The 19,707-nt window shown below is 26.7% G+C and carries 26 protein-coding genes; 24 read left to right on the top strand and 2 right to left on the bottom strand.

Annotation, left to right across the window (positions count from 1 at the left end; genetic code table 4):
* Positions 1–5 precede the first annotated feature (5 nt).
* The 18 genes from rplX (at position 6) to AAHM95_RS03665 (ending at position 11,307) form a co-directional block, all read left to right on the top strand.
* Positions 6–353, top strand: coding sequence for a 50S ribosomal protein L24 (gene rplX, locus AAHM95_RS03580; protein ID WP_338974153.1), 348 nt, complete (start codon positions 6–8; stop codon positions 351–353).
* 21 nt (positions 354–374) lie between these two features.
* Entirely contained in the window at positions 375–923 is a 549-nt protein-coding gene (gene rplE, locus AAHM95_RS03585) for a 50S ribosomal protein L5 (protein ID WP_342274124.1), read from the top strand.
* 10 nt (positions 924–933) lie between these two features.
* On the top strand, positions 934–1,119 hold the full coding sequence (locus AAHM95_RS03590; RefSeq protein ID WP_174480921.1) for a type Z 30S ribosomal protein S14: 186 nt from the start codon (positions 934–936) through the stop codon (positions 1,117–1,119).
* Positions 1,120–1,132: 13 nt separating this feature from the next.
* Entirely contained in the window at positions 1,133–1,537 is a 405-nt protein-coding gene (rpsH, locus tag AAHM95_RS03595; protein WP_342274125.1) for a 30S ribosomal protein S8, read from the top strand.
* A gap of 12 nt (positions 1,538–1,549) precedes the next feature.
* Complete coding sequence (rplF, locus tag AAHM95_RS03600; RefSeq protein ID WP_252319239.1) at positions 1,550–2,104, top strand: 50S ribosomal protein L6; 555 nt, start codon at positions 1,550–1,552, stop codon at positions 2,102–2,104.
* Between the two features lie 30 nt (positions 2,105–2,134).
* Positions 2,135–2,485 carry a 50S ribosomal protein L18 gene (rplR, locus tag AAHM95_RS03605; RefSeq protein WP_174480918.1) on the top strand — a complete coding sequence of 117 codons (351 nt, stop codon included), beginning with the start codon at positions 2,135–2,137 and terminating at the stop codon, positions 2,483–2,485.
* 18 nt (positions 2,486–2,503) lie between these two features.
* Positions 2,504–3,208 (top strand): 30S ribosomal protein S5, encoded by a 705-nt coding sequence (gene rpsE, locus AAHM95_RS03610; RefSeq protein WP_339041726.1) that lies wholly within the window; start codon positions 2,504–2,506, stop codon positions 3,206–3,208.
* A 9-nt stretch (positions 3,209–3,217) separates the two neighbouring features.
* A complete protein-coding gene (gene rplO / locus AAHM95_RS03615; RefSeq protein ID WP_174480916.1) occupies positions 3,218–3,661 on the top strand; it encodes a 50S ribosomal protein L15 in 444 nt (147 codons plus the stop codon).
* Positions 3,662–5,020: a preprotein translocase subunit SecY gene (gene secY, locus AAHM95_RS03620; RefSeq protein ID WP_342273068.1), complete on the top strand. Its 1,359-nt coding sequence runs from the start codon at positions 3,662–3,664 to the stop codon at positions 5,018–5,020.
* A gap of 9 nt (positions 5,021–5,029) precedes the next feature.
* On the top strand, positions 5,030–5,695 hold the full coding sequence (locus AAHM95_RS03625; protein ID WP_281748525.1) for an adenylate kinase: 666 nt from the start codon (positions 5,030–5,032) through the stop codon (positions 5,693–5,695).
* Positions 5,688–6,470, top strand: a complete 783-nt coding sequence (gene map / locus AAHM95_RS03630) for a type I methionyl aminopeptidase (protein ID WP_342274126.1) — start codon at positions 5,688–5,690, stop codon at positions 6,468–6,470. The genes AAHM95_RS03625 and map overlap by 8 nt, the downstream gene beginning before the upstream one ends.
* Positions 6,470–6,790: a translation initiation factor IF-1 gene (gene infA / locus AAHM95_RS09655; RefSeq protein ID WP_348774424.1), complete on the top strand. Its 321-nt coding sequence runs from the start codon at positions 6,470–6,472 to the stop codon at positions 6,788–6,790. The genes map and infA overlap by 1 nt, the downstream gene beginning before the upstream one ends.
* A 21-nt stretch (positions 6,791–6,811) precedes the next feature.
* Positions 6,812–6,925 (top strand): 50S ribosomal protein L36, encoded by a 114-nt coding sequence (gene rpmJ, locus AAHM95_RS03640; protein WP_174480911.1) that lies wholly within the window; start codon positions 6,812–6,814, stop codon positions 6,923–6,925.
* 24 nt (positions 6,926–6,949) lie between these two features.
* Entirely contained in the window at positions 6,950–7,348 is a 399-nt protein-coding gene (gene rpsM, locus AAHM95_RS03645; protein WP_174480910.1) for a 30S ribosomal protein S13, read from the top strand.
* A 17-nt stretch (positions 7,349–7,365) separates the two neighbouring features.
* On the top strand, positions 7,366–7,758 hold the full coding sequence (gene rpsK / locus AAHM95_RS03650) for a 30S ribosomal protein S11 (protein ID WP_252319229.1): 393 nt from the start codon (positions 7,366–7,368) through the stop codon (positions 7,756–7,758).
* Between the two features lie 18 nt (positions 7,759–7,776).
* Positions 7,777–8,745 carry a DNA-directed RNA polymerase subunit alpha gene (locus AAHM95_RS03655; RefSeq protein WP_342274127.1) on the top strand — a complete coding sequence of 323 codons (969 nt, stop codon included), beginning with the start codon at positions 7,777–7,779 and terminating at the stop codon, positions 8,743–8,745.
* Positions 8,746–8,763: 18 nt separating this feature from the next.
* Positions 8,764–9,129 carry a 50S ribosomal protein L17 gene (gene rplQ / locus AAHM95_RS03660; protein WP_342274128.1) on the top strand — a complete coding sequence of 122 codons (366 nt, stop codon included), beginning with the start codon at positions 8,764–8,766 and terminating at the stop codon, positions 9,127–9,129.
* 387 nt (positions 9,130–9,516) lie between these two features.
* Positions 9,517–11,307: a M60 family metallopeptidase gene (locus AAHM95_RS03665; RefSeq protein WP_342274129.1), complete on the top strand. Its 1,791-nt coding sequence runs from the start codon at positions 9,517–9,519 to the stop codon at positions 11,305–11,307.
* A 252-nt stretch (positions 11,308–11,559) separates the two neighbouring features.
* Here the strand turns inward: AAHM95_RS03665 and AAHM95_RS03670 are convergent.
* Positions 11,560–12,677, bottom strand: a protein-coding gene (locus AAHM95_RS03670; RefSeq protein ID WP_338975281.1) for an IS3 family transposase whose coding sequence is annotated in 2 segments (ribosomal slippage) — positions 11,560–12,407 and positions 12,407–12,677 — 1,119 coding nt in all. Because the reading frame shifts where the segments join, the coding sequence is not laid out codon by codon here.
* A 116-nt stretch (positions 12,678–12,793) separates the two neighbouring features.
* Between AAHM95_RS03670 and AAHM95_RS03675 the strand changes: the two genes are divergently transcribed.
* The 6 genes from AAHM95_RS03675 to AAHM95_RS03700 all read left to right on the top strand — a co-directional run bounded on the left by AAHM95_RS03675 (position 12,794) and on the right by AAHM95_RS03700 (position 18,725).
* On the top strand, positions 12,794–13,753 hold the full coding sequence (locus AAHM95_RS03675) for an ankyrin repeat domain-containing protein (protein WP_342274130.1): 960 nt from the start codon (positions 12,794–12,796) through the stop codon (positions 13,751–13,753).
* Positions 13,754–13,756: 3 nt separating this feature from the next.
* Positions 13,757–14,428: an ankyrin repeat domain-containing protein gene (locus AAHM95_RS03680; protein WP_342274131.1), complete on the top strand. Its 672-nt coding sequence runs from the start codon at positions 13,757–13,759 to the stop codon at positions 14,426–14,428.
* Positions 14,429–14,988: 560 nt separating this feature from the next.
* The gene (locus tag AAHM95_RS03685) at positions 14,989–15,966 is read left to right on the top strand and encodes a hypothetical protein (protein WP_342274132.1); all 978 of its coding nucleotides are present in this window, start codon (positions 14,989–14,991) and stop codon (positions 15,964–15,966) included.
* A 200-nt stretch (positions 15,967–16,166) separates the two neighbouring features.
* Entirely contained in the window at positions 16,167–17,009 is an 843-nt protein-coding gene (locus tag AAHM95_RS03690) for an energy-coupling factor transporter ATPase (protein ID WP_252320168.1), read from the top strand.
* Complete coding sequence (locus tag AAHM95_RS03695) at positions 16,985–17,863, top strand: energy-coupling factor transporter ATPase (protein WP_342274133.1); 879 nt, start codon at positions 16,985–16,987, stop codon at positions 17,861–17,863. Before AAHM95_RS03690 ends, AAHM95_RS03695 begins: the two co-directional genes overlap by 25 nt.
* 13 nt (positions 17,864–17,876) lie before the next feature.
* The gene (locus tag AAHM95_RS03700) at positions 17,877–18,725 is read left to right on the top strand and encodes an energy-coupling factor transporter transmembrane component T family protein (protein WP_342274134.1); all 849 of its coding nucleotides are present in this window, start codon (positions 17,877–17,879) and stop codon (positions 18,723–18,725) included.
* 115 nt (positions 18,726–18,840) lie between these two features.
* Here the strand turns inward: AAHM95_RS03700 and AAHM95_RS03705 are convergent, their stop codons facing one another.
* The gene (locus AAHM95_RS03705) at positions 18,841–19,701 is read right to left on the bottom strand and encodes a zonular occludens toxin domain-containing protein (protein WP_342274135.1); all 861 of its coding nucleotides are present in this window, start codon (positions 19,699–19,701) and stop codon (positions 18,841–18,843) included.
* Between the last annotated feature and the right edge of the window lie 6 nt (positions 19,702–19,707).

The following is a 19,707-nucleotide window of genomic DNA, read 5'->3' on the forward strand; positions in this document are numbered from 1 at the left end:
AATAAATGGCAAGCAAAAAGAAACCAGTTATTAGTCTTGATACTAAATTAAAAAGAGGCGACCAAATTAAAATCATTGCAGGAAAGCATAAAGGTCATACCGGACCAATTATCCAAGTACTTCGTGAAAAAAATCGTGTTATTATTGAAGGTATTACTGCTAAGAAAAATAAAAAACCTACTCAAAATGATCAAGAAGGTGGAATTGTGGAAGTAAAAACTAGTGTTCACATTTCTAATGTAATGATCCTTGATGGTAAAAAAGATAAAAAAGTAACAAAAATTGGGTACAAAATTGATAAAGATGGCAAAAAAGTTCGTATTGCACGAAGATCTGAAACAGAATTACGATAATAAAGGAGTAACAGCATAAAAATGAATCGTTTACAAGAAAAATATAATAAAACTATTATTCCCCAATTGCAAAAAGAATTAAATTTTATATCAATAATGCAAGTACCCAAAATTGAAAAAGTTGTTATTAATATTGGTGTTGGAGATGCAAGTAGTAATCCAAAAGCCATTGATAAATCAGTATCTGAATTATCAAAAATTACTGGTCAAAAACCAATTATCACTAAAGCGAAAAAATCAATTGCCGGCTTTAAATTAAGAGCGGGAATGCCAATTGGTTGTAAAGTTACATTACGTGGCGAAAAAATGTATGATTTCCTTGATAAATTTATCTCAATTTCTTTACCAAGAATTCGTGATTTTCAAGGTTTATCAGTTAAAGCATTTGATCAAAATGGTAATTACACTGTTGGTATTAAAGAACAAATTATTTTTCCTGAAATTAATTATGAAGAAGTAGATAAAGTTCGTGGTATGGAAATCTCAATTATTACCACAACATCAAATAATGCAACAGCATTATTGTTATTAAAAAAAATAGGATTACCGTTTAAAAAACAAGGAAAGTAGGTGGCATAAGATGGCAAAAACTTCATTAAAAGTAAGACAAGCCCGTAAATCAAAGTTTAGTACGCAAGCATATACACGCTGTCAAAAGTGTGGCCGTCCTCATGCGGTTATTCGTAAATTTATGTTATGCCGTATTTGTTTTCGCGGTTTAGTATACCAAGGACAAATTCCTGGTATTAGAAAAGCATCATGATAGGAGGTATATAATTATGATGACAGATCCAATAAGTAATATTTTAACAGTTATTCGTAATGCTATTAGCGCTGCGGATAGCAGTAAACATCGAGTAGTTAGTGTACCTTCTTCAAAACAACTAGTTAAGATAGCCGATATCTTGCAAAAAAATGGTTATATTGAAAAATATCGTGTTACTAAAGAAAATCCTAGCAAATCTAAATTAGAACTTTTATTAGTTCATACTGGTAAAAGTCCAATTCTTGGTTTAAAAAGAATATCTAAACCAGGATTAAGAATGTATGCAAAATGTGAAGACTTACCAAGTGTGTTAAATGGTTATGGAATTGCAATCATTTCTACATCAAAAGGTATTATGACAAATAAACAAGCAAAAAAACTTGGTCTTGGTGGCGAAGTTCTTGCTTATGTATGATAAGGAGGAAACTATATGTCACGTATTGGTAACCGTATCCTTACCATTCCAGTAAATACTTCAATAACGCTAGATGCAAGTAACTTGTTAACTGTTACAGGAGCAAAAGGTTCTTTAAAAAAACTATTACCAAATGTTATTAAAATTAACGTTGATGAAGAGAAAAAAACAATTACTACAACAAGACCTGATGATAACAAAAAAAATAAACAACTTCACGGAACAACTAATTCATTAATTAATGGAATGTTAGTTGGTGTATCAACAGGTTTCATGAAAGAATTAGAAATAAATGGTGTTGGATATCGTGCTGCTGTCCAAGCTAATATCTTAAATTTAACATTAGGATATTCTCATCCTATTAAGTTTGAAATTCCGCAAGGAATTACCATTGTTGCTCCTAAACCAACAGTATTACAAATTAGTGGTATTGATAAACAATTAATTGGAGAAGTTGCAGCCAAAATTCGTAAATTCCGTAAACCAGAACCATATAAAGGTAAAGGAATTAAATATAAAAATGAACACATTCGTCGTAAGGAAGGAAAAGCTGCTGGTAAAGGTAAATAATCTTATACTGGCACTTAAGGAGAATAGAAAATGATTAATAAACAACAAGCTCGTAAAGTTCGTCATTATCGTATTCGTAGTAAAATTATGGGTACTAGTGAAAGACCACGCTTAAATATCTTTAAATCTAATAATAGTTTTTATGCTCAAATTATTGACGATACTGCTTCAAATACAATTATTGGTGTATCAACATTAACATTTAAAGATTTAGCATCAAAAAGCAATATAGATGCTGCTACTAAACTTGGAGAAACAATTGCTAATTTAGCTATTAAGAAAAAAATTAAAAAAGTGGTTTTTGATCGTGGTGGATATTTATATCATGGTAAAGTGAAAGCATTCGCAGAAGCAGCGCGTAGTGCTGGATTAGAATTCTAAAAAAGGAGAATTAAAAGTATGAGTTTAGAAAATAAAAAAACAATTATTGATGATAAAGAAAATACTGAAGTTCAAAAATCAGTAGCAAAACCTTCTGTTAAAGCAGAAGTAAAAAATCCTACTGGTAATGAAAATAAAATTAGACATACTAATTCATCACAACCAAGAAATAGCCACGATAAAAAAGAAAATAAAGTTCGTGAACCACGTAAAAATTTTGAACGTAAACCAAAAACTCCAAGTGAATTTATTGAAAAAGTGATTTGAATCAGAAAAATTAACAAAGTAACAACTGGGGGAAGAAGATTGCGTTTCTCTGCTGCTGTTGCTATTGGTAATGGTAAAGGAGTAGTTGGTTTTGGTATATCTAAAGCCAATGAAGTTCCTGATGCAATTAAAAAGGCAATTGAAGCTGCTCACAAAAATTTAACAACAATTACGATAACTAAAAACAGTAATTCTATTGTTCATGAAGTTAAAGGTAAATATTGTGGAAGTGAAATTTTATTAAAACCAGCTAAAGAAGGAATCGGAATTAAAGCTGGTGGATCTGCTCGTGATATTTTAGAATTAGCTGGTATTCATAATATTTATTCAAAAGCATTTAGATCTAGAAATAAAATTAATTTAGCTAGAGCAACAATTGCAGGTCTTGGCAATGTTAAACCAGCAGAATATTTTATAAAAAATAAAAATCTTACTACTAAGCGTAGTAATGGTTAGAGGTGGATTATGGAAACAACATTACATAACTTAAAACCAACACCAGGTTCTCGTAAAGACATTAAACGTTTAGGTAGAGGAACTTCATCTGGAAAAGGTAAAACGGCTGGTAAAGGGACAAAAGGACAAAATGCCCGTACCGGTGGTGGAACAAGACCCGGATTTGAAGGAGGACAAACACCACTATATCGTCGTATTTCAAAACGAGGGTTTACTAACTTTACTACAACCAATTATAGTATTATTAACTTAGAACAAATTGATTTAATTAAAGAGCATGAAATAACACCTGAACTTTTATTTCAATTAAAATTGATTAGAAGTAAAAAAGATGGTATTAAAGTTCTTGGTAAAGGTAAATTAACAACACCAAAAACAATTAAAGCTCATAAATTTTCAAAATCAGCAATTACTGCTATTGAACAAGCCGGAGGAAAAGCGCAGGTGATCTAAGTGTTCACAACAACCCGTGAATTAATAAAAAAGTATAAAGAAGTTATAATTAGAATTTTATTTACCATTTTTATTTTATTTATCTTTCGTGTTGGAGCATTTATTACAGTTCCAGGAGTAACTTTGAATGAAGATTTAAGTAGCAGTAATAGTAGTGGTATTGAATTCTTTAATTTAATTTCAATGTTAGGTGGTGGTGCTATTAGCAGATTTTCTGTTTTTGCACTTGGAGTGTCACCTTACATTACTGCATCAATTATTGTGCAGTTATTATCAACTGATGTTGTCCCTACTTTAACAAGATGAGCTAAATCAGGAGAAAAAGGTAAGAAAAAATTAGAGTTAATGAATCGAGTATTAACTGTCCCCTTTGCTATTATGCAAGGTTTTGCCACAATCTTTGGTTTACAATCTCAACATATTATTAGTGTTGATTGAAGTTCGGGATCGGGAGCAGCTGGACCAGAAGTTTTCTATTATGTATTGATTCCAGCTATTTTACTAGCAGGGACAATGTTATCATTATGAATGGCTGATCAGATTACTAATCGTGGTATTGGTAATGGAATTTCACTAATTATTTTTGGTGGAATTGCTGCTAATTTACCATTTAACTTAGCTTCAACTTTTAAGTATTGAGTAGGACCAGATACTAATAATGGTGTTATTTTTCAAGGGGCTTTAAAATTTGCTCTTTATTTTGCAGCCTTCCTACTGATTATTCTTGTTGTTGTATTCTTTAGTGAATCAGAGCGACACTTACCAATTCAACAAACTGGTAGTGGTTTAACTTTAAAGGGTGATAAAAGTTCTTATTTACCTTTAAAAGTTAACTCAGCTGGAGTAATTCCTGTTATTTTTTCTTCGGCACTAATTACTGCTCCAATGACAGTGGCGCAAATTGTTGATCAAAATAGTGGTTTTGCTAATTTTGCTAGAAATTATTTATCTTTACAGTCGTGGCCGGGAATTAGTATTTTTGCTATAATGACGATTATGTTTACCTTTTTATATGCACAAGTGCAAATTAATCCCGAACAAATGGCTAAGAATTTTCAAAAATCAGGAACTTATATTCCTGGCGTTCAGCCAGGGAAGGAAACAGAAATTTATATTAAAAGAATGTTAAATCGTTTAAGTACAATTGGTTCCTTTTTCTTAACTGCTGTTGCAGTAACCCCATTTTTAATTTCTAAATTTACTAATCTACCTTCTTCATTAGCAGTTGGTGGAACTGGATTAATAATTATGGTTGGAGTAGCACTAGATACAACAAAACAAATTAAGGGACGAATTACTCAACATTCATTCTTAAATTATAAGGAAAACAAAGATGTTAAAGAACACTTATGGTCTTAGGGGGTAACGATGAATTTAATTATTTTAGGTCCACCAGGATCAGGGAAAGGGACACAGTCACAGTTTCTGAAAGAACAATATAATTTAATGCATTTATCAACTGGTGATTTGTTTCGTGATGAAATCACGAAACAATCACCAGTAGGTAAAAAAGCTCAAACTTATGTTAATAAGGGTCAATATGTTCCTGATGAGATTACAAACGAGATTATTAGTAATACTTTAAAAGATATTAAACATAATTTTATTCTTGATGGTTATCCAAGAACAATTTCACAAGTAGCATCATTAGATAAAGTATTAACAAGTTTGAATGAAACGCTTTCAATGGTATTGTATCTAGATATTAATGAAGAAACAGTTATTAAACGTTTGTCTTCAAGAGTTACTTGTCCTCAATGTAAAGCAATTTATAATCTTAATTTTCTACCACCAAAGATTACTGGTATTTGTGATAATGATGGGGTAAAATTAATTAAACGAATTGATGATAGTGATGAAAAGACAATTATCAATCGTTTAAAAACTTACAAAGTAGCAACGGCACCATTGGTAGATTCTTATCAAGAACGTGGACTGTTAAGAACGGTGGATGCCAACCAAGATAATAGTGATATTAAAAAACAAATTAAATCATATTTATCATCATTAAAAGGAAATAAAAATAATGGTTAGCATTAAAAGTCAAAGTGAAATTCAAAATATCAAAGCCGCTAGTCAAGTTGTAGCACTTATTCATAAAGAGTTAGCAAAGATAATAAAAGTTGGAATAACTGGTAAAATGCTTGATAAAGTGGCAGCACAAATTATTAAAGAAAATAATGCTATACCTTCTTTTTTAAATTATCATGGTTTTCCTGCCACGATTTGTGTTTCAGTTAATGAACAATTAATTCACGGCATTCCTAATGATAAACCTTTTAAAATGAATGATATTGTGAAAATTGATGCTGGTGCTGCTGTTAATGGTTATCATGCAGATGCTGCCTTTACAATGTGTGTTGGTAGTAAACCAACACCAGAACAAGCAAAACTTATTAATGTGACTAAAGAATCATTAAATAAAGCAATAGCAATTATTGCACCAGGAGTTAGAATTGGTGATATTAGTAACACCATTCAAACTTATGTAGAAAGCGAAGGCTTTTATTTACCAACATCATATACTGGGCATGGTATTGGTAAAAAACTCCACGAAGACCCAGCTATTCCTAATGTTGGTAAGCCCAACACCGGAATAAAATTGCAGTCAGGAATGACAATTTGTATTGAACCAATGGTTCAAACAACAACTGATAAAATTCTGGTTTTAAGTGATAAGTGAACAGTAGTTGCTGCTGATAAACAACAAACTGCTCACTTTGAACACACTATCCTAGTAACTAATGATGGATGTGAAGTACTAACAATACTTAATGAAAATCAAAAAAATAATGAGGAATGTAATTAATGGCTAAACCAAAACAAGTAGTTAAACCCAAAGTTCAAAAAGTAAAAAAAACTAATGATAGTACTATTGAATGTGAAGGTATAGTAATAGAAGTCTTACCTAATGCTAGATTTAAAGTAAAGTTGAATGAATATGACTTTACTCCTATTGTAAGACCATCGGGTCGTATGCAAACACATAAAATTAAAATTATCAAAGGTGATCATGTAAAAGTTGAATTATCAACTTATAATTTAACTGAAGGACGAATTACTTTTCGTAACAGAATGGCTACTACACATTTACCGATAAATAAAGATGATGAAAACAAAGAAAACTAATAGTTTAACAGGAGGAAAATGATGAAAGTACAAGCATCAGTTAAAAAAATTTGTGACAAATGTCAACCAATCAAACGTAAAAAACGTAATGTAATCATTTGTGAAAATCCTAAACATAAGCAACGTCAAGGATAGAAATATTAAGGAGGAAAAATAAATATGACATCAAATACTAACAATGCAAGTCGAAGAATTGCGCAAGTAAATATTCCTGGTAATCAACATACAGTAATTGGTTTAACAAGAATTTATGGAATTGGTCGCAGCAAATCTTCAGAAATATTAAAAGAACTAAAAATTGAAGAAACTAAAAAAATTAATGAATTAACAGAAAAAGAATTAAGTTCAATTAGTCAATTAATTGAAAAGAAATATAAAACTGAAGGTGAACTAAGACGTGAAGTGTCTTTAAACATTAAAAGATTAATGGAAATTGGATGTTATCGTGGTATTCGTCATCGTAAAGGATTACCAGCCAGAGGACAATCAACAAAAACTAATGCAAGAACTTGCAAGGGACCACGTAAAACGGTTGCTAACAAGAAAAAAGCAAGTTAATTAGGAGGAAAAAAATAATGAATATAAAAACAACAGTAAAGAAAAAAATTAAAGTTAATCCTAATTTTATTAAAGCAAAAGCATTTATTAAAGCAAGTTTTAATAATACTATTGTTACTATTACTGATCTTAATGGTAATGTTATTGCTTGATCAAGTGCTGGAGCAGTAGGTTTCAAAGGAACTCGTAAATCAACTCCTCACTCAGCACAGTTAGCAGCTGAAGCTGCAGGTAAAACTGCTATGGAACACGGAGTTAAAATTTTAAGTGTTTTTGTTAATGGAACAGGACCAGGAAGAGAACCATCAATTCGTAGTTTACAAGCAGTAGGTTTTGAAATCAAAGATTTAAATGATGTGACACCAATCCCTCATAATGGTTGTCGTCCACCAAAAAAACCAAGAAAATAAAGTAGGTGAAAATAAAACATGGAACAACAATTTTTAAAACCAAAATTTAGTTTAAACAGTGAAAATAGTGCTATTAATTACAGTGAATTTATTGTGAGTCAATTAGAATGTGGTTATGGAACAACTTTAGCTAATGCCTTAAGAAGAACATTATTATCTTCAGTACCAGGTATTTCTGTATATGCAATTAGAATAAGTGGTGTATCTCATGAATTTACTGCAGTTAAAGGTGTAATTGAAAATGTTTCTGAAATAATTTTAAATGTTAAGGACTTAGTTTTAGCCTTTGATGGTGATATTCAAAAGGACGAAAAAATTGCTAATTTAAAAATTAGTATTACTGGTGAACAAGATATTACTGCTGGAGATATTAGTTGTCCAACTGATGTTAGAGTAGTTAATCCAGAATTAATTATTGCTCGAACAACTTCAAGAAATGTTCTTTTTGAAATGGAATTAATGGTAAAGAAATCTCGTGGTTATTCTTCATTTGAGGAAAATAAAAAAGAAATTGCTAATAGTTCAGGCATTATTGCTATTGATTCAAACTTTTCACCCGTTGAAAAAGTTGATTATAAAATTGAACCTGTAACTAAAACATTAAAAGGTATTGAATATGAAAAATTAATTCTTGGTGTACAAACTAATGGTTCAGTTAAAGCAGCATCAGCTATTGCAATGGCAGCTAAAATTTTAATGAGTCATATTGAATTTTTTGTTAATTTAGATGATAATGTTAAAAACTTTGAAGTTATTTCAATTACTAATGAGCAAGAAAATAATGATTTAAACAATGCCTTAGAAGAATTGAATTTAACTGTTCGTTCATACAATTGTTTAAAACGTGATGGTTATAAAACTTTGGGTGATATTGTAAGTAAAAGTTTAGATGAAATTAAACAAATTAAACATTTAGGTTCAAAATCAATTAAAGAAATTGAAGATTGTGTATCAAAACATAATTTAGAGTTTTCTATTAAAAACTAAGAAGGAGGATAAGAAAAAATGTCATATATTAACGATATCGGAAGAAATAGTGCTAAAGTAGATGCTGAAATCCGTAATTTAGCAAGTGAATTAATTGTTCATGGAAAATTAGTTTTGTTAGAAAAAAGAGCAAAAAGATTACAAACATTTATTGAACCTTTAGTAACATTAGCTAAACGTGGTGATTTGCATTCAAGAAGAATGGTAATTGCTAAATTACGTAAAATTACAACTAAAGAGCATCCAAAGGATGGTGTTATTCCAACATTATTTGGCAATATTGCTGAAAGATATAAAGACCGTAAAGGTGGATATACAAAGTTAATTAAAGTAGATAATAGAACTGGTGATAATGCGCCAATGGTATTAATTACTTTTGTTTAATTAAAAATATTAAAGCAAGAAAATTTTGGAAAGAGTAAAGCATTTTTATGTTTTCTCTTTTTTATATGGTTGACAATTTTAAATAAAATTGTATTTTTTAATACAATTATTGATAAATATTTTTTATGGTATTTTTATTATTTCAATGTTATATTATATATGTAAGTTTTATTTTATAATTAAAACTCCTTATTTTTATAAGGAGTTTTTAGTTTCTTTAATAAAAAGTAAAACTTATATATTTGATTGGGGTAGTATTTGGATTATTTGTATTTAAAACAATAATTATCAAAAAAATATCAGTCAATAATTAAAATTATTTTTGTAAAGAAATTTATTAGATATAGTAATTTTTAAATATTTATCTCAAATAAAGGAGAATAAAACATGAAAAAAATAATTATTGCTAATGCACAAGGTATTGTTGAAGAAAATCTTACTAAGGAACAAAGAGTACTTAATCATTCTAAATTTACTCCAACAGGAATTTTTGTAGTTAAAGGATCAAAAATAACAATAAAATTATTAGAAAATGATGAATCTTTACTTAGCATCTTTATTGGACAATGAGGAAGTTATAAAAATTTAAATGATGGTCAAAGTTTAAAACCAAAAGAGTATGTTATTAATGAAGAAAATCAAACTATTATTTCTGAAATAGATGGTATGTTGTATCTATATAATAAAAATGAATATACTGATTATGACGTATTGATTACTGCTGAATCAGAAATTGAATCAGAAATAGAAGATTCAACATTTGTTGCTAGTAAAATAATAAATGAAGAATTTCAACAAATGTTATATGATAATATAGAATCACCATTTGTTGAAATTATTGGAGAGCATGTTTTTGGAACATTCCAAATGGAACTTGCAAAAGAATTATGAATAGATGAAGATCCTAATAACTATAATATTAATGAAACATTTACTCGTTTAGATAAAGTTTATGAATTAACAAGTATGGTTAGTGGATTAAATTTAGAATATAATGGTATTGCTCGAAAAGTTAATAATAAAATACATATTACAAATCCTGATACTGGTGCAGGATATGCTAGTGCAACACACTATTATATTATTATTCAACAAGCTACTGGTGCGGGAAAAGCATTATTTAAGAAGAAGCCTAATGAGGCTTGATATATATGACATGAGATAGGACACACATTTCAAAATCCGCGTTATAAATGAAATGATCTAACTGAAGTTACAGTAAATATTAGTGCACTTTGAGTTGAAAGAGAATTTGGATTTCAAAATAACTTAATTAAATCACATGCTGATAAAGATATTAAAGAATTTATTTTAAATTCAAATGCTGATAAAAATTTTGATAAACAATCACTTTTTGTTAAATTAGGTATGTTTTGACAATTAGATCAAGCTTTTGGAAAATGATTTTATTCAACTTTAAATCAATCTTGTCGATTATTAGATGATAAGTTATTACCAACTGATAATGAATTAAAAAAACAATTTTTTATTCAAATGACTTCAAAAATAGCTAATCGAAATCTAATTCCATTCTTTGCTAAATGAGGAATTAAAGCTGATGAAGATACTGAAAAAATTATAAGTAAATATCCAAAGTTAACAAAAGAGATTTGAAATAATATCTTTGATGGTCATTATGATGATAATGCTATTGTTGAACATGAATTACGAAGTTATCAACCAGTGCAAGAAGTAAAAGTTATTAGTTTTTTAGAAAAAAGTATTGGTGATGAAATTTTAAAAAATGAAGTTAAAGAAAATATTATGATGGAAGATAATTTAGAAGTTGAAACTGTTGAAGATATTTCTTATCAAAAACCTGATTTTCTTGATAAAAAAAGTATTGATACTAATTTTGTAGTTATAGATAGAAATGAAGATTTTGTTGGTAATAAATATCAAATTCCAGTGAAATTAAATTTTGCAAATAGTATATTATTAGAAGGAATGGGACAGGACTTAACACAATATCGAGCAATTATTAATTTAAATAAAACTAAGAAAACATTTTTCATCAGTGGTAATAATGAAAAATTTAATATTGGTTATGGAGGCAGTGATTATATAAAAATTACTATTAAAGATGCTAATGGTAATTCAATTTATAAAAAAGTGGCAGTAGGAAAGGATCCAACATCGGTTTTTGATGATAAACTAATTAAAAAAAATATAAGTTAAAAGAATAAAAATAGAATTTACTATTAATAGTAAATTCTATTTTTATGACATAGTAATTTTGATTTTTTTGGTTTTATTTTTATATAGTAAAATTTAGTTTTTTTTATATATTTTTTAAAATTATATAAAGTTAGAAAACCTTTATGATATTATTAATTCATAATTTAATAAATGTTTAGTACTAATATGGATATTTTATCTATATTAGTTTCTTTTATGTTTATTAAATTGGAATGGCAACCCTTTTTAGGACTATTTTTTGGTAGACATTTGTTTTTGATAACTAATTGGAGTTAGGTAGTTTAGAGTACTGTGAATTCTTATGTTGTTATATCAATTGATGTAATCAAATAATTCTAATTTTAATTGGATTAATGATGTAAAATTTTTATCATTAATAAATTCAATTTTGAAAGTTTTAAAAGTTGCTTCAGCAACAGCATTGTCATAAGGACATCCTTTTTTGCTTAAAGATCGAGTTATGTTGAAAGCTAATAAAAGTTTATCAATAGTTTTATTATTGAATTCATTACCGCGATCAGTATGAAATATTTCAATATCTTTTAAACAGTGATTTGATTGCATAAATGCTTGATATACTAATGATGCATCTTTTTTAACTCCAACACTATGTCCAATAATTTCGCGGTTAAATAGGTCGATTAATAGGCAAATATAGTTTCATTTACCATTAACTTGAACATAAGTTAAATCACTAACAATAACTTCATTTTTAATTCTATTATTAAAGTTTCTATTAACAAGATTGGTTATTTGACTATCATTGACTTTATTATGATAATTTTTGAATGATAATTTAGTGTATTTTGATATTAAATTATGCTTATTCATAATTTCTTTAATTTTTCTGCGTGATAAATAAATTTCTTGGTTTGCTAGTATGACTTTTAATCTTCTAGTACCATAAACTTCTTTATTTTCTTTAAAAGCACTAATAACAGCTTGTTCATAAATATTATTTTGAATTTTATTTTTTTTCTTTAAATTAAAATAATATGTTGATTTAGAGAGTTTTAAAAAATGACACATTGTGCGAATTTTATATTTAGATTTATTATTTGCAATAATCTCTACTTTCTGCCTATTATTAGTGCTGCTTGCTTTAAAATATCAATTTCCATTCGTAACTGTTTTAATTCTTTATTTGCTTGAATTAATTGTTTTTCTAAATCTGAAAGATTATCTTTAGTTTTAAAACTACCTGAATTAGTAAATTGCTTAATTCAATTGTAAGTAGCTGCTCTTGTAACATTGTATTCTTTAACAAGGCAAGATACTGATTTGCCACTTTGATATAAAGCTACTATTTGTTTTTTAAATTCATCTGAATATGAGTTAATAGTGACCATAATTATAATTCCTTTCTTTTAACTAATTTGTTCACTTGTCTATGTAATTAGTGTCCAATAAAGTGTAACCCATCCAAATTTTACTTTTAATTTGAATAAAAAGGAGAAAATGAAAGATGATATCTATAGAAAATATTAGTAATTTAGATATAGAGATATTTATTAAGAATGTAAAAAAAATATTTCAAGAAAAAATTAATACTTATCAACTTATTGATAAATCTTTTAAAGAACTAGAAAATTTTAAAATTATAGAAGAGATAAAATTAAAATTACAAGATAATCTTGAAATAATAAAAGAAAGATTAATTAACTATGAATATGCTAAAGATGGAGATAGTTTAAAAGATTCTGCAGAATTAAAAAAGCTAGAATGGTTTTTAGAAGAATTAGAAAATATAATAGTAAATAATTATCATATTAATATTAGTTATAGATGTGCTAATTTTCTTATTATGAATGATGAAAAGGAACAATTAATAAAATTATTTAAAGTTAATGATTCAATTTTATTTAAAAGTAAATTAAGTTTTGCATTAGCAAAAAAATTAATTGAAGAAGGAAATATCAAAGGTATAAAATTATTAACTAATATTATTAGTTTAGAAGAAATAATTGATAATGAGAGTAATCTTTTTCATATTGCTGCAAATAATAGTCAAATTGATATTTTAAAATATTTATTATCAATTAATAAAGAATTAATTAATAATAAAAATAAAAATGGAGAAACACCTATTGAATGTGCTTTCGAATATGCTGCCAAACGTTTTATCAAATATGGTGAATTTGATAATGAAGTTATTGAATTTTTAATTAATAATTCTAATGTTAATTTATTGTTTACTAATAATGAATTATGAAAATCATTAGATCCTAACTGAAATATTAATTCAATTAAAGGATGAAATATATTCCATATAGCAACACTTTTTGGAAATGTAGATATTGTAAAATTATTAATACAAAAATTAAATGATCAATCATTAATAAATTATGTAGCAAAAAAAATTGGTACTCCTTTACAATCTGCAATTGTAGGTGCTAGTGTTGACACAACGGGCTTACCTAAATAGGGAATGCCTTGAGTTAATCCATTAGGTTACTTTAGATTTATATCAAATAATGATATGGGTATAAAGGACAGTAGAACTAAAATTTTAGTTGAAAATTATAAAGAAATTGTAAAAACATTGCTTTCTATTTTATCTTATGATCAAATTAATTCTAAGGACACTGAAGGAGATAGTCCAATTCATGATTGTGTACTAAGATCTAATGTTGAATTATTAAAATTAGTATTAAACGCAGGTGGTGAAATAAATATACAAAATAATTTAGGATATACTCCCTTGCATCAAGCAGTTCTTTATTCTAGATTTGAAGTAATAGAAGAACTGTTACAAATACCTAATATTGATTTAACAATAAAAGATAAAACTGGATTAACTGCATATGATTTAATTGTGAAAAAAAGTAATAGAAAAGATAAAATTAAAATAATGAATTTAATAGAAAATTATCTCTTAAGTAAAAATATTAAATTTGAACGTTTTGTTGAAGTTATTATTGATAATAATATATCTGATACTAATATATCTGATACTAATAGTTATTATGATGAGGTTGATACTGTTTCCTTATTAAGTAATGATGATACAAGTGATGTAGACAGTATAATTTGAGAATCTAATAATAATTTTCCAGATAGTTTAATTACTGATACTTTTTCTTATACAACAAGATTTTAGTGTTTAAAAATAAACTTTTTTAATAATTCTTAAATATTTTATAAAAATTTAAAAGTGTTATCTAGCAAGTATAATATATATTCAATAAAGTTTATATATAATATAGATGAAAAACTAAATATAGTTTTCAATCCATTATTTTTTTTTAAAAAAATAATCGATTTTTTTTATTTTGAAAGGAAGATTTTGATGCAGTTACTAAACAAGAAAACCGTAAAAAAGAAAGTTCAGAAATAAAAAAATGAGAAAAACTAAAATTAAATATTAATGATGAAAAAGAAGGTTTAAGTAAAGAAATTAAAAAACTTAAGATAGCTTTAAATGAAATTAAAAATAAATTAAAGGAAAAAAAAGAAAAAAATATTAAATATGAAGAAAAAGAGGTAAAGTTTAAAGAAAAAGATTTAATAAAATTAGAAAACTTAAGAAAAGAAATTGAAAATAAAGTTGAAGTAGAAGAAAAGCAACAACAACAAATACAAGAAAATATAACAAAATTAAAAGAAAATGAACAAGAAATAATAAATGAATTAGAAAAATTCAAAAAAAATGAGAAAGAAATGGAAGAAGAAATAGGTAAATTAAAAGAAACCATAGTTGATGATGATACTAATGTGAATCTTTTGATTAAAGAAAAAGAAAATGAAATATTAGAAGTAAGATTAAAAATTGCTAATTTATCTGCTAGTTTAAAAAGAAAAGAGAAAGAAATAACATTATTAGAATTTGAAGAATTTAAACATAAACAAATTATTTTAGAAAATAAAGAACAATTAATAAAAGCAAATCATAAATTATATTCAAATAAAAAAACAGAAAATGAAGTTAAAATAGCAGAATTGGAGATCAAAAAAAACAAGAGAATTTGTGAAATATATGAATTACAGCATAAACTAAATATAGTGGTTATAGATGAAGCAAATATTAATTCAAAAATTTTAAGTTTACTTTTGATAATATGTAGGCTTGAAAAATCTTCTATAAAAATTGTCAAAGAAATTACAGAAAAAAAAGATGTCTTAAAACGAATAAAAAATAATTCATTAGAAGAATCAATAATAATTTCACCAGAAGAAAATGTTACTTCTACTCAGCAAAATGCAAAACCATGATTTAAACGTATATATAAACCATTTACTAAACTTTATAGAGGTAGTAAACAAAAACTTACATTAGGATATTATCAAAGAAAAGAAAAATCTTTAGAAGCGGAAATTAGGAAATTAGAAGCTGAAAAATTAAAAGATTTTTGAAATAAATTTTGATTACTTATGAGCTGTGGTTGTTATAATAATCATGGTAAAACAACAAGAAAAATAGAAGAAAAAAAACGAGAATTAAAAGATATTAAAAAAGAACTAGAAAAATTATCAAAAAATAATATTTCAAATAATGATCCGCAACCTTCAACTTCATCAGCAGTACCCAGCTCATCTAAAAGTTGAAGTGACAAATTATTGAAATCAACAGAAGAAGTAACAAAAAATGATTCTTTATTAAAAGAAAATTCTAAAAATCCGGATATTTCTTTACATTAATTTTATAGAATAGAAATTTATATAACTTTAATTTATAAACTAAATTTTATTAGAAAATGAACAATAATTTTACTTCAATTTTGAACAGATATTGTTCATTTTTTTCTTTTTTTATAATTTTTATAAATTATAAATTGATATATATAAAATTACTGTTATAATTTTACTAGCATAATATTTAAAATGGAGTTAGAAGTAATATGAGTAAATCTAAAATTTCATTAAGTTTAAAAAATGTTGAATTTCGTTATAAACCAGAATACAATAACGCTGTTGATAATGTTAGTTTTGATATTAATCATGGTGAATATATTACTATAATTGGTCATAATGGTAGTGGTAAGTCAACACTTTCAAAAATTATTATTGGTGTTTTACACAAACAAAAAGGTACAATTCAATTATTTGGTGAAACAATTACTAATAAAAACATTAAACAATTACGTCGTCACTTAGGTATTGTTTTTCAAAATCCTGATAATCAATTTATAGGTTCAACTGTTCGTGATGATATTGCTTTTGGCTTGGAAAATCATTTAGTTGAACCCAGTGATATGCCAGCAATTATTGACAGAGTTTCTAGGGCAGTGGGTATGGAAAAATATTTAGATCATGAACCGCTATGATTATCTGGTGGTCAAAAACAACGTGTAGCTATTGCTTCAGTTTTAGCTTTAGAACCTGATATTATTATTTTTGATGAGGCAACTAGTATGCTTGATCCAAAAGGTAAACGAGAAGTTAAAGAAATTATGTTAAAATTACAAGAACAACGCAATAAAACTATTATTTCTATTACTCATGATATGGATGAAATTATTAATGCCGATAAAATTATTGTTATGAATAAAGGTAAGTTAGTTCGTTATGGAACTCCATCTGAAATATTAAAAGAATGAGAGTTTTTACAAAGTATTCATTTAGATATTCCTTTTGTTTTAAAAGTATCGTTAGGTTTAAAAAATAAGGGGATTAATATTAATGAAACATTAAGTGAAGAGGAGTTGATTTCTAGCTTATGTCAATTAAATTCAAAGAAGTAAGTTATACTTATTCTCCAAAAACCCCTTATCAATATCAAGCATTAAAAGATATTACTATTGAAATTGTTGAACAAAAAATAGTTGCTATTATTGGTGAAACTGGTAGTGGTAAATCAACTATGATTCAACATATTAATGGTTTATTAGTTCCAATGGCAGGTTCAGTTGCCATTAATGATTTTATTATTAAGGCTAATCAAAAAAAAATTCGTGATATTAAAAAAATACGTAAACAAATTGGCTTAGTCTTTCAATTTCCCGAATATCAGTTATTTGAAGAAACTATTGAACGAGATATTATGTTTGGACCAGTTAATTTTGGTGAGAAAAAAGATAAAGCACGAGAGTTAGCAAAAAAATATATTAATTTGGTTGGATTAGACGAAACATACTTATCAAGAAGTCCGTTTGATTTGTCTGGTGGTCAAAAACGAAGAGTTGCTATTGCTGGTATTTTGGCATTACAAGGTCATACTTTAATTTTAGATGAACCAACAGCAGGACTTGATCCCGATGGTGAAAAAGAATTAATTAATTTATTTTATGATTTAAATCATAAAATAAACAAAACTATTATTTTAGTAACTCATAATATGAATCATGTACTAATGGTTGCTGATGAAGTTATTGTATTACATAATACACAGATTTATAAAAAAGCAGATCCAATTACTATTTTTAGAGATAAAAAATTAATTACCGAAACCGGAATTGAACCACCAAAAATTTATAGTTTTTTATATAAATTAGAAGCAGCAGGATTTGATACATCAAAAATTACTGCTAGAAGTGATTCAGAATTAATTGACCAGCTATCAAAAATATTATCCAAAAAAAATAGCAATAAAAAGTAAGGAGTAATAAATAATGAAAGTTAGTTTTGGTCGTTATTTACCTTTAAATTCAATCATTCATCGTGTAGATCCAAGAATTAAATTACTAGTTTTAATTTGTTTAATTGCTTCACTTTTTTTTCATACTGGTTTTGAAGGTTACGCTCTTATTGGTTTTACTGTCATAACAATTTTCTTTTGTGCAAAATTACCTTTTATGATGTTATTAAAATTAATGCGTCCCATTTTATTTATGGCATTTATTTTATTTATAATTAACTGTTTTTTAACTGATGGCCCTAATGTTGGAATGATTTGACGTTGGCATGGTATTAAGGTATCATATAAAGCTATATTTGTTAGTATTTATATTGCTCTTAGAATTTATTTAATGATTTTAATTACAACAATTTTAACAACCACAACACAATCATTAGATTTAACATTAGCATTAGAAGATTTAATGTTACCATTAAAATTAATTAAATTTCCAGTACATATTATTTCAATGATTATTTCTATTGCTCTTCGTTCAATTCCTACATTATTAGATGAAGCCGGTAGAATTTTAAAAGCGCAAGCATCACGTGGTGTAGATTTAAAAAATGGTCATTTTAAAGAAAAAGTTAAATCGTTAGTATCATTAATTATTCCCTTATTAGTTTCTTCATTTCAAAAAGCAGAAGATTTAGCGTACGCTATGGATTCAAGGGGTTATGATCCACAAGGTAAAAGAACACGTTTTCGTCAATACCATATTGATTTTAAAGATATATTTTTCTTTATTATTGGTGTAGGATTGTTAGCATTTCTTATATCTTATACTTATCATCCAGAAATTTTTTGAAGAATTCCATTTATTGATGTTTATTATTCACAATAATAAACGTATATGAATTAGCTTTACTAATTTCAAGTATATAGGGACTTCGTCCCTCGCCACTACGTGGTTCACCCAAATTATAGTCCCAGTAGGTTCACTGGGACTATAATCATTTTTATTTATCTTTATTTTTAGGTTTATCTTTTTTCTTTAAAATATTATCCAATTTATCCAAACCAGCAGACTTAATATCACTATAAGTCATATCAATACTACTTGCTTCTTTAAGATATTTCTTAGGTGACAATTCACTTTTAAGTTCATGCACATAATGTAAAGCACGTGAATTATACCTTTTTAACCAGTGTCTAGGAAAAAATAAAGTCATAGCCATTGCTTCACCACTATAACTTGGAGGCATAATACCTCTTTTAATCATTTTCTTTGTTCTACGACGTGAAAATACTACTTTATTATAATCCTCAATATTAGTATATAAATTAAGATTGAATATAACAATAAAACCCAAAAAACGCATACGTTTAACTTGAACAACATACTCAACTTTTTCTCTTACTTGTACTGGTATTCTATTAGGGTGTTGTTCAATCAAATACATTGTACCATTAAACATGTGACCTATTAACTTACAAAATTGTCCTAAACTTTCTTGTTGATTTTTAAACTGTACTCCTAAATCATTAGAATTTATTTTTAATGCTAATTCATCTAAAATTATTAAATCTTGTTCCTCAAAAGCATAATTACTTTCTAACTGATTAAAAGTAAAAACATCGTTATAATTAACCAAATAAGAATAACCAGTCTTTAACTTAATAGGGAAAGGACTAACTACTCGTTTCTTATGAGTTTGTGCTAAACAACAAACAAGGGCAGATTTGCCAGTTCTTGGAGGTGCTGAAATAATATAACTACCAACTCGTTTTAAAATTTTAACATTACGAATAGTTATAAGAATTGGATAAATAATTATAATCAAACCTATAACTAATAACACATAACCATATCAAGGCATAATAAA

The sequence above is a fragment of the Spiroplasma endosymbiont of Phycita roborella genome, from assembly GCF_964031195.1.
Lineage (GTDB): Bacteria > Bacillota_I > Bacilli_A > Mycoplasmatales > VBWQ01 > Spiroplasma_E > Spiroplasma_E ixodetis_A.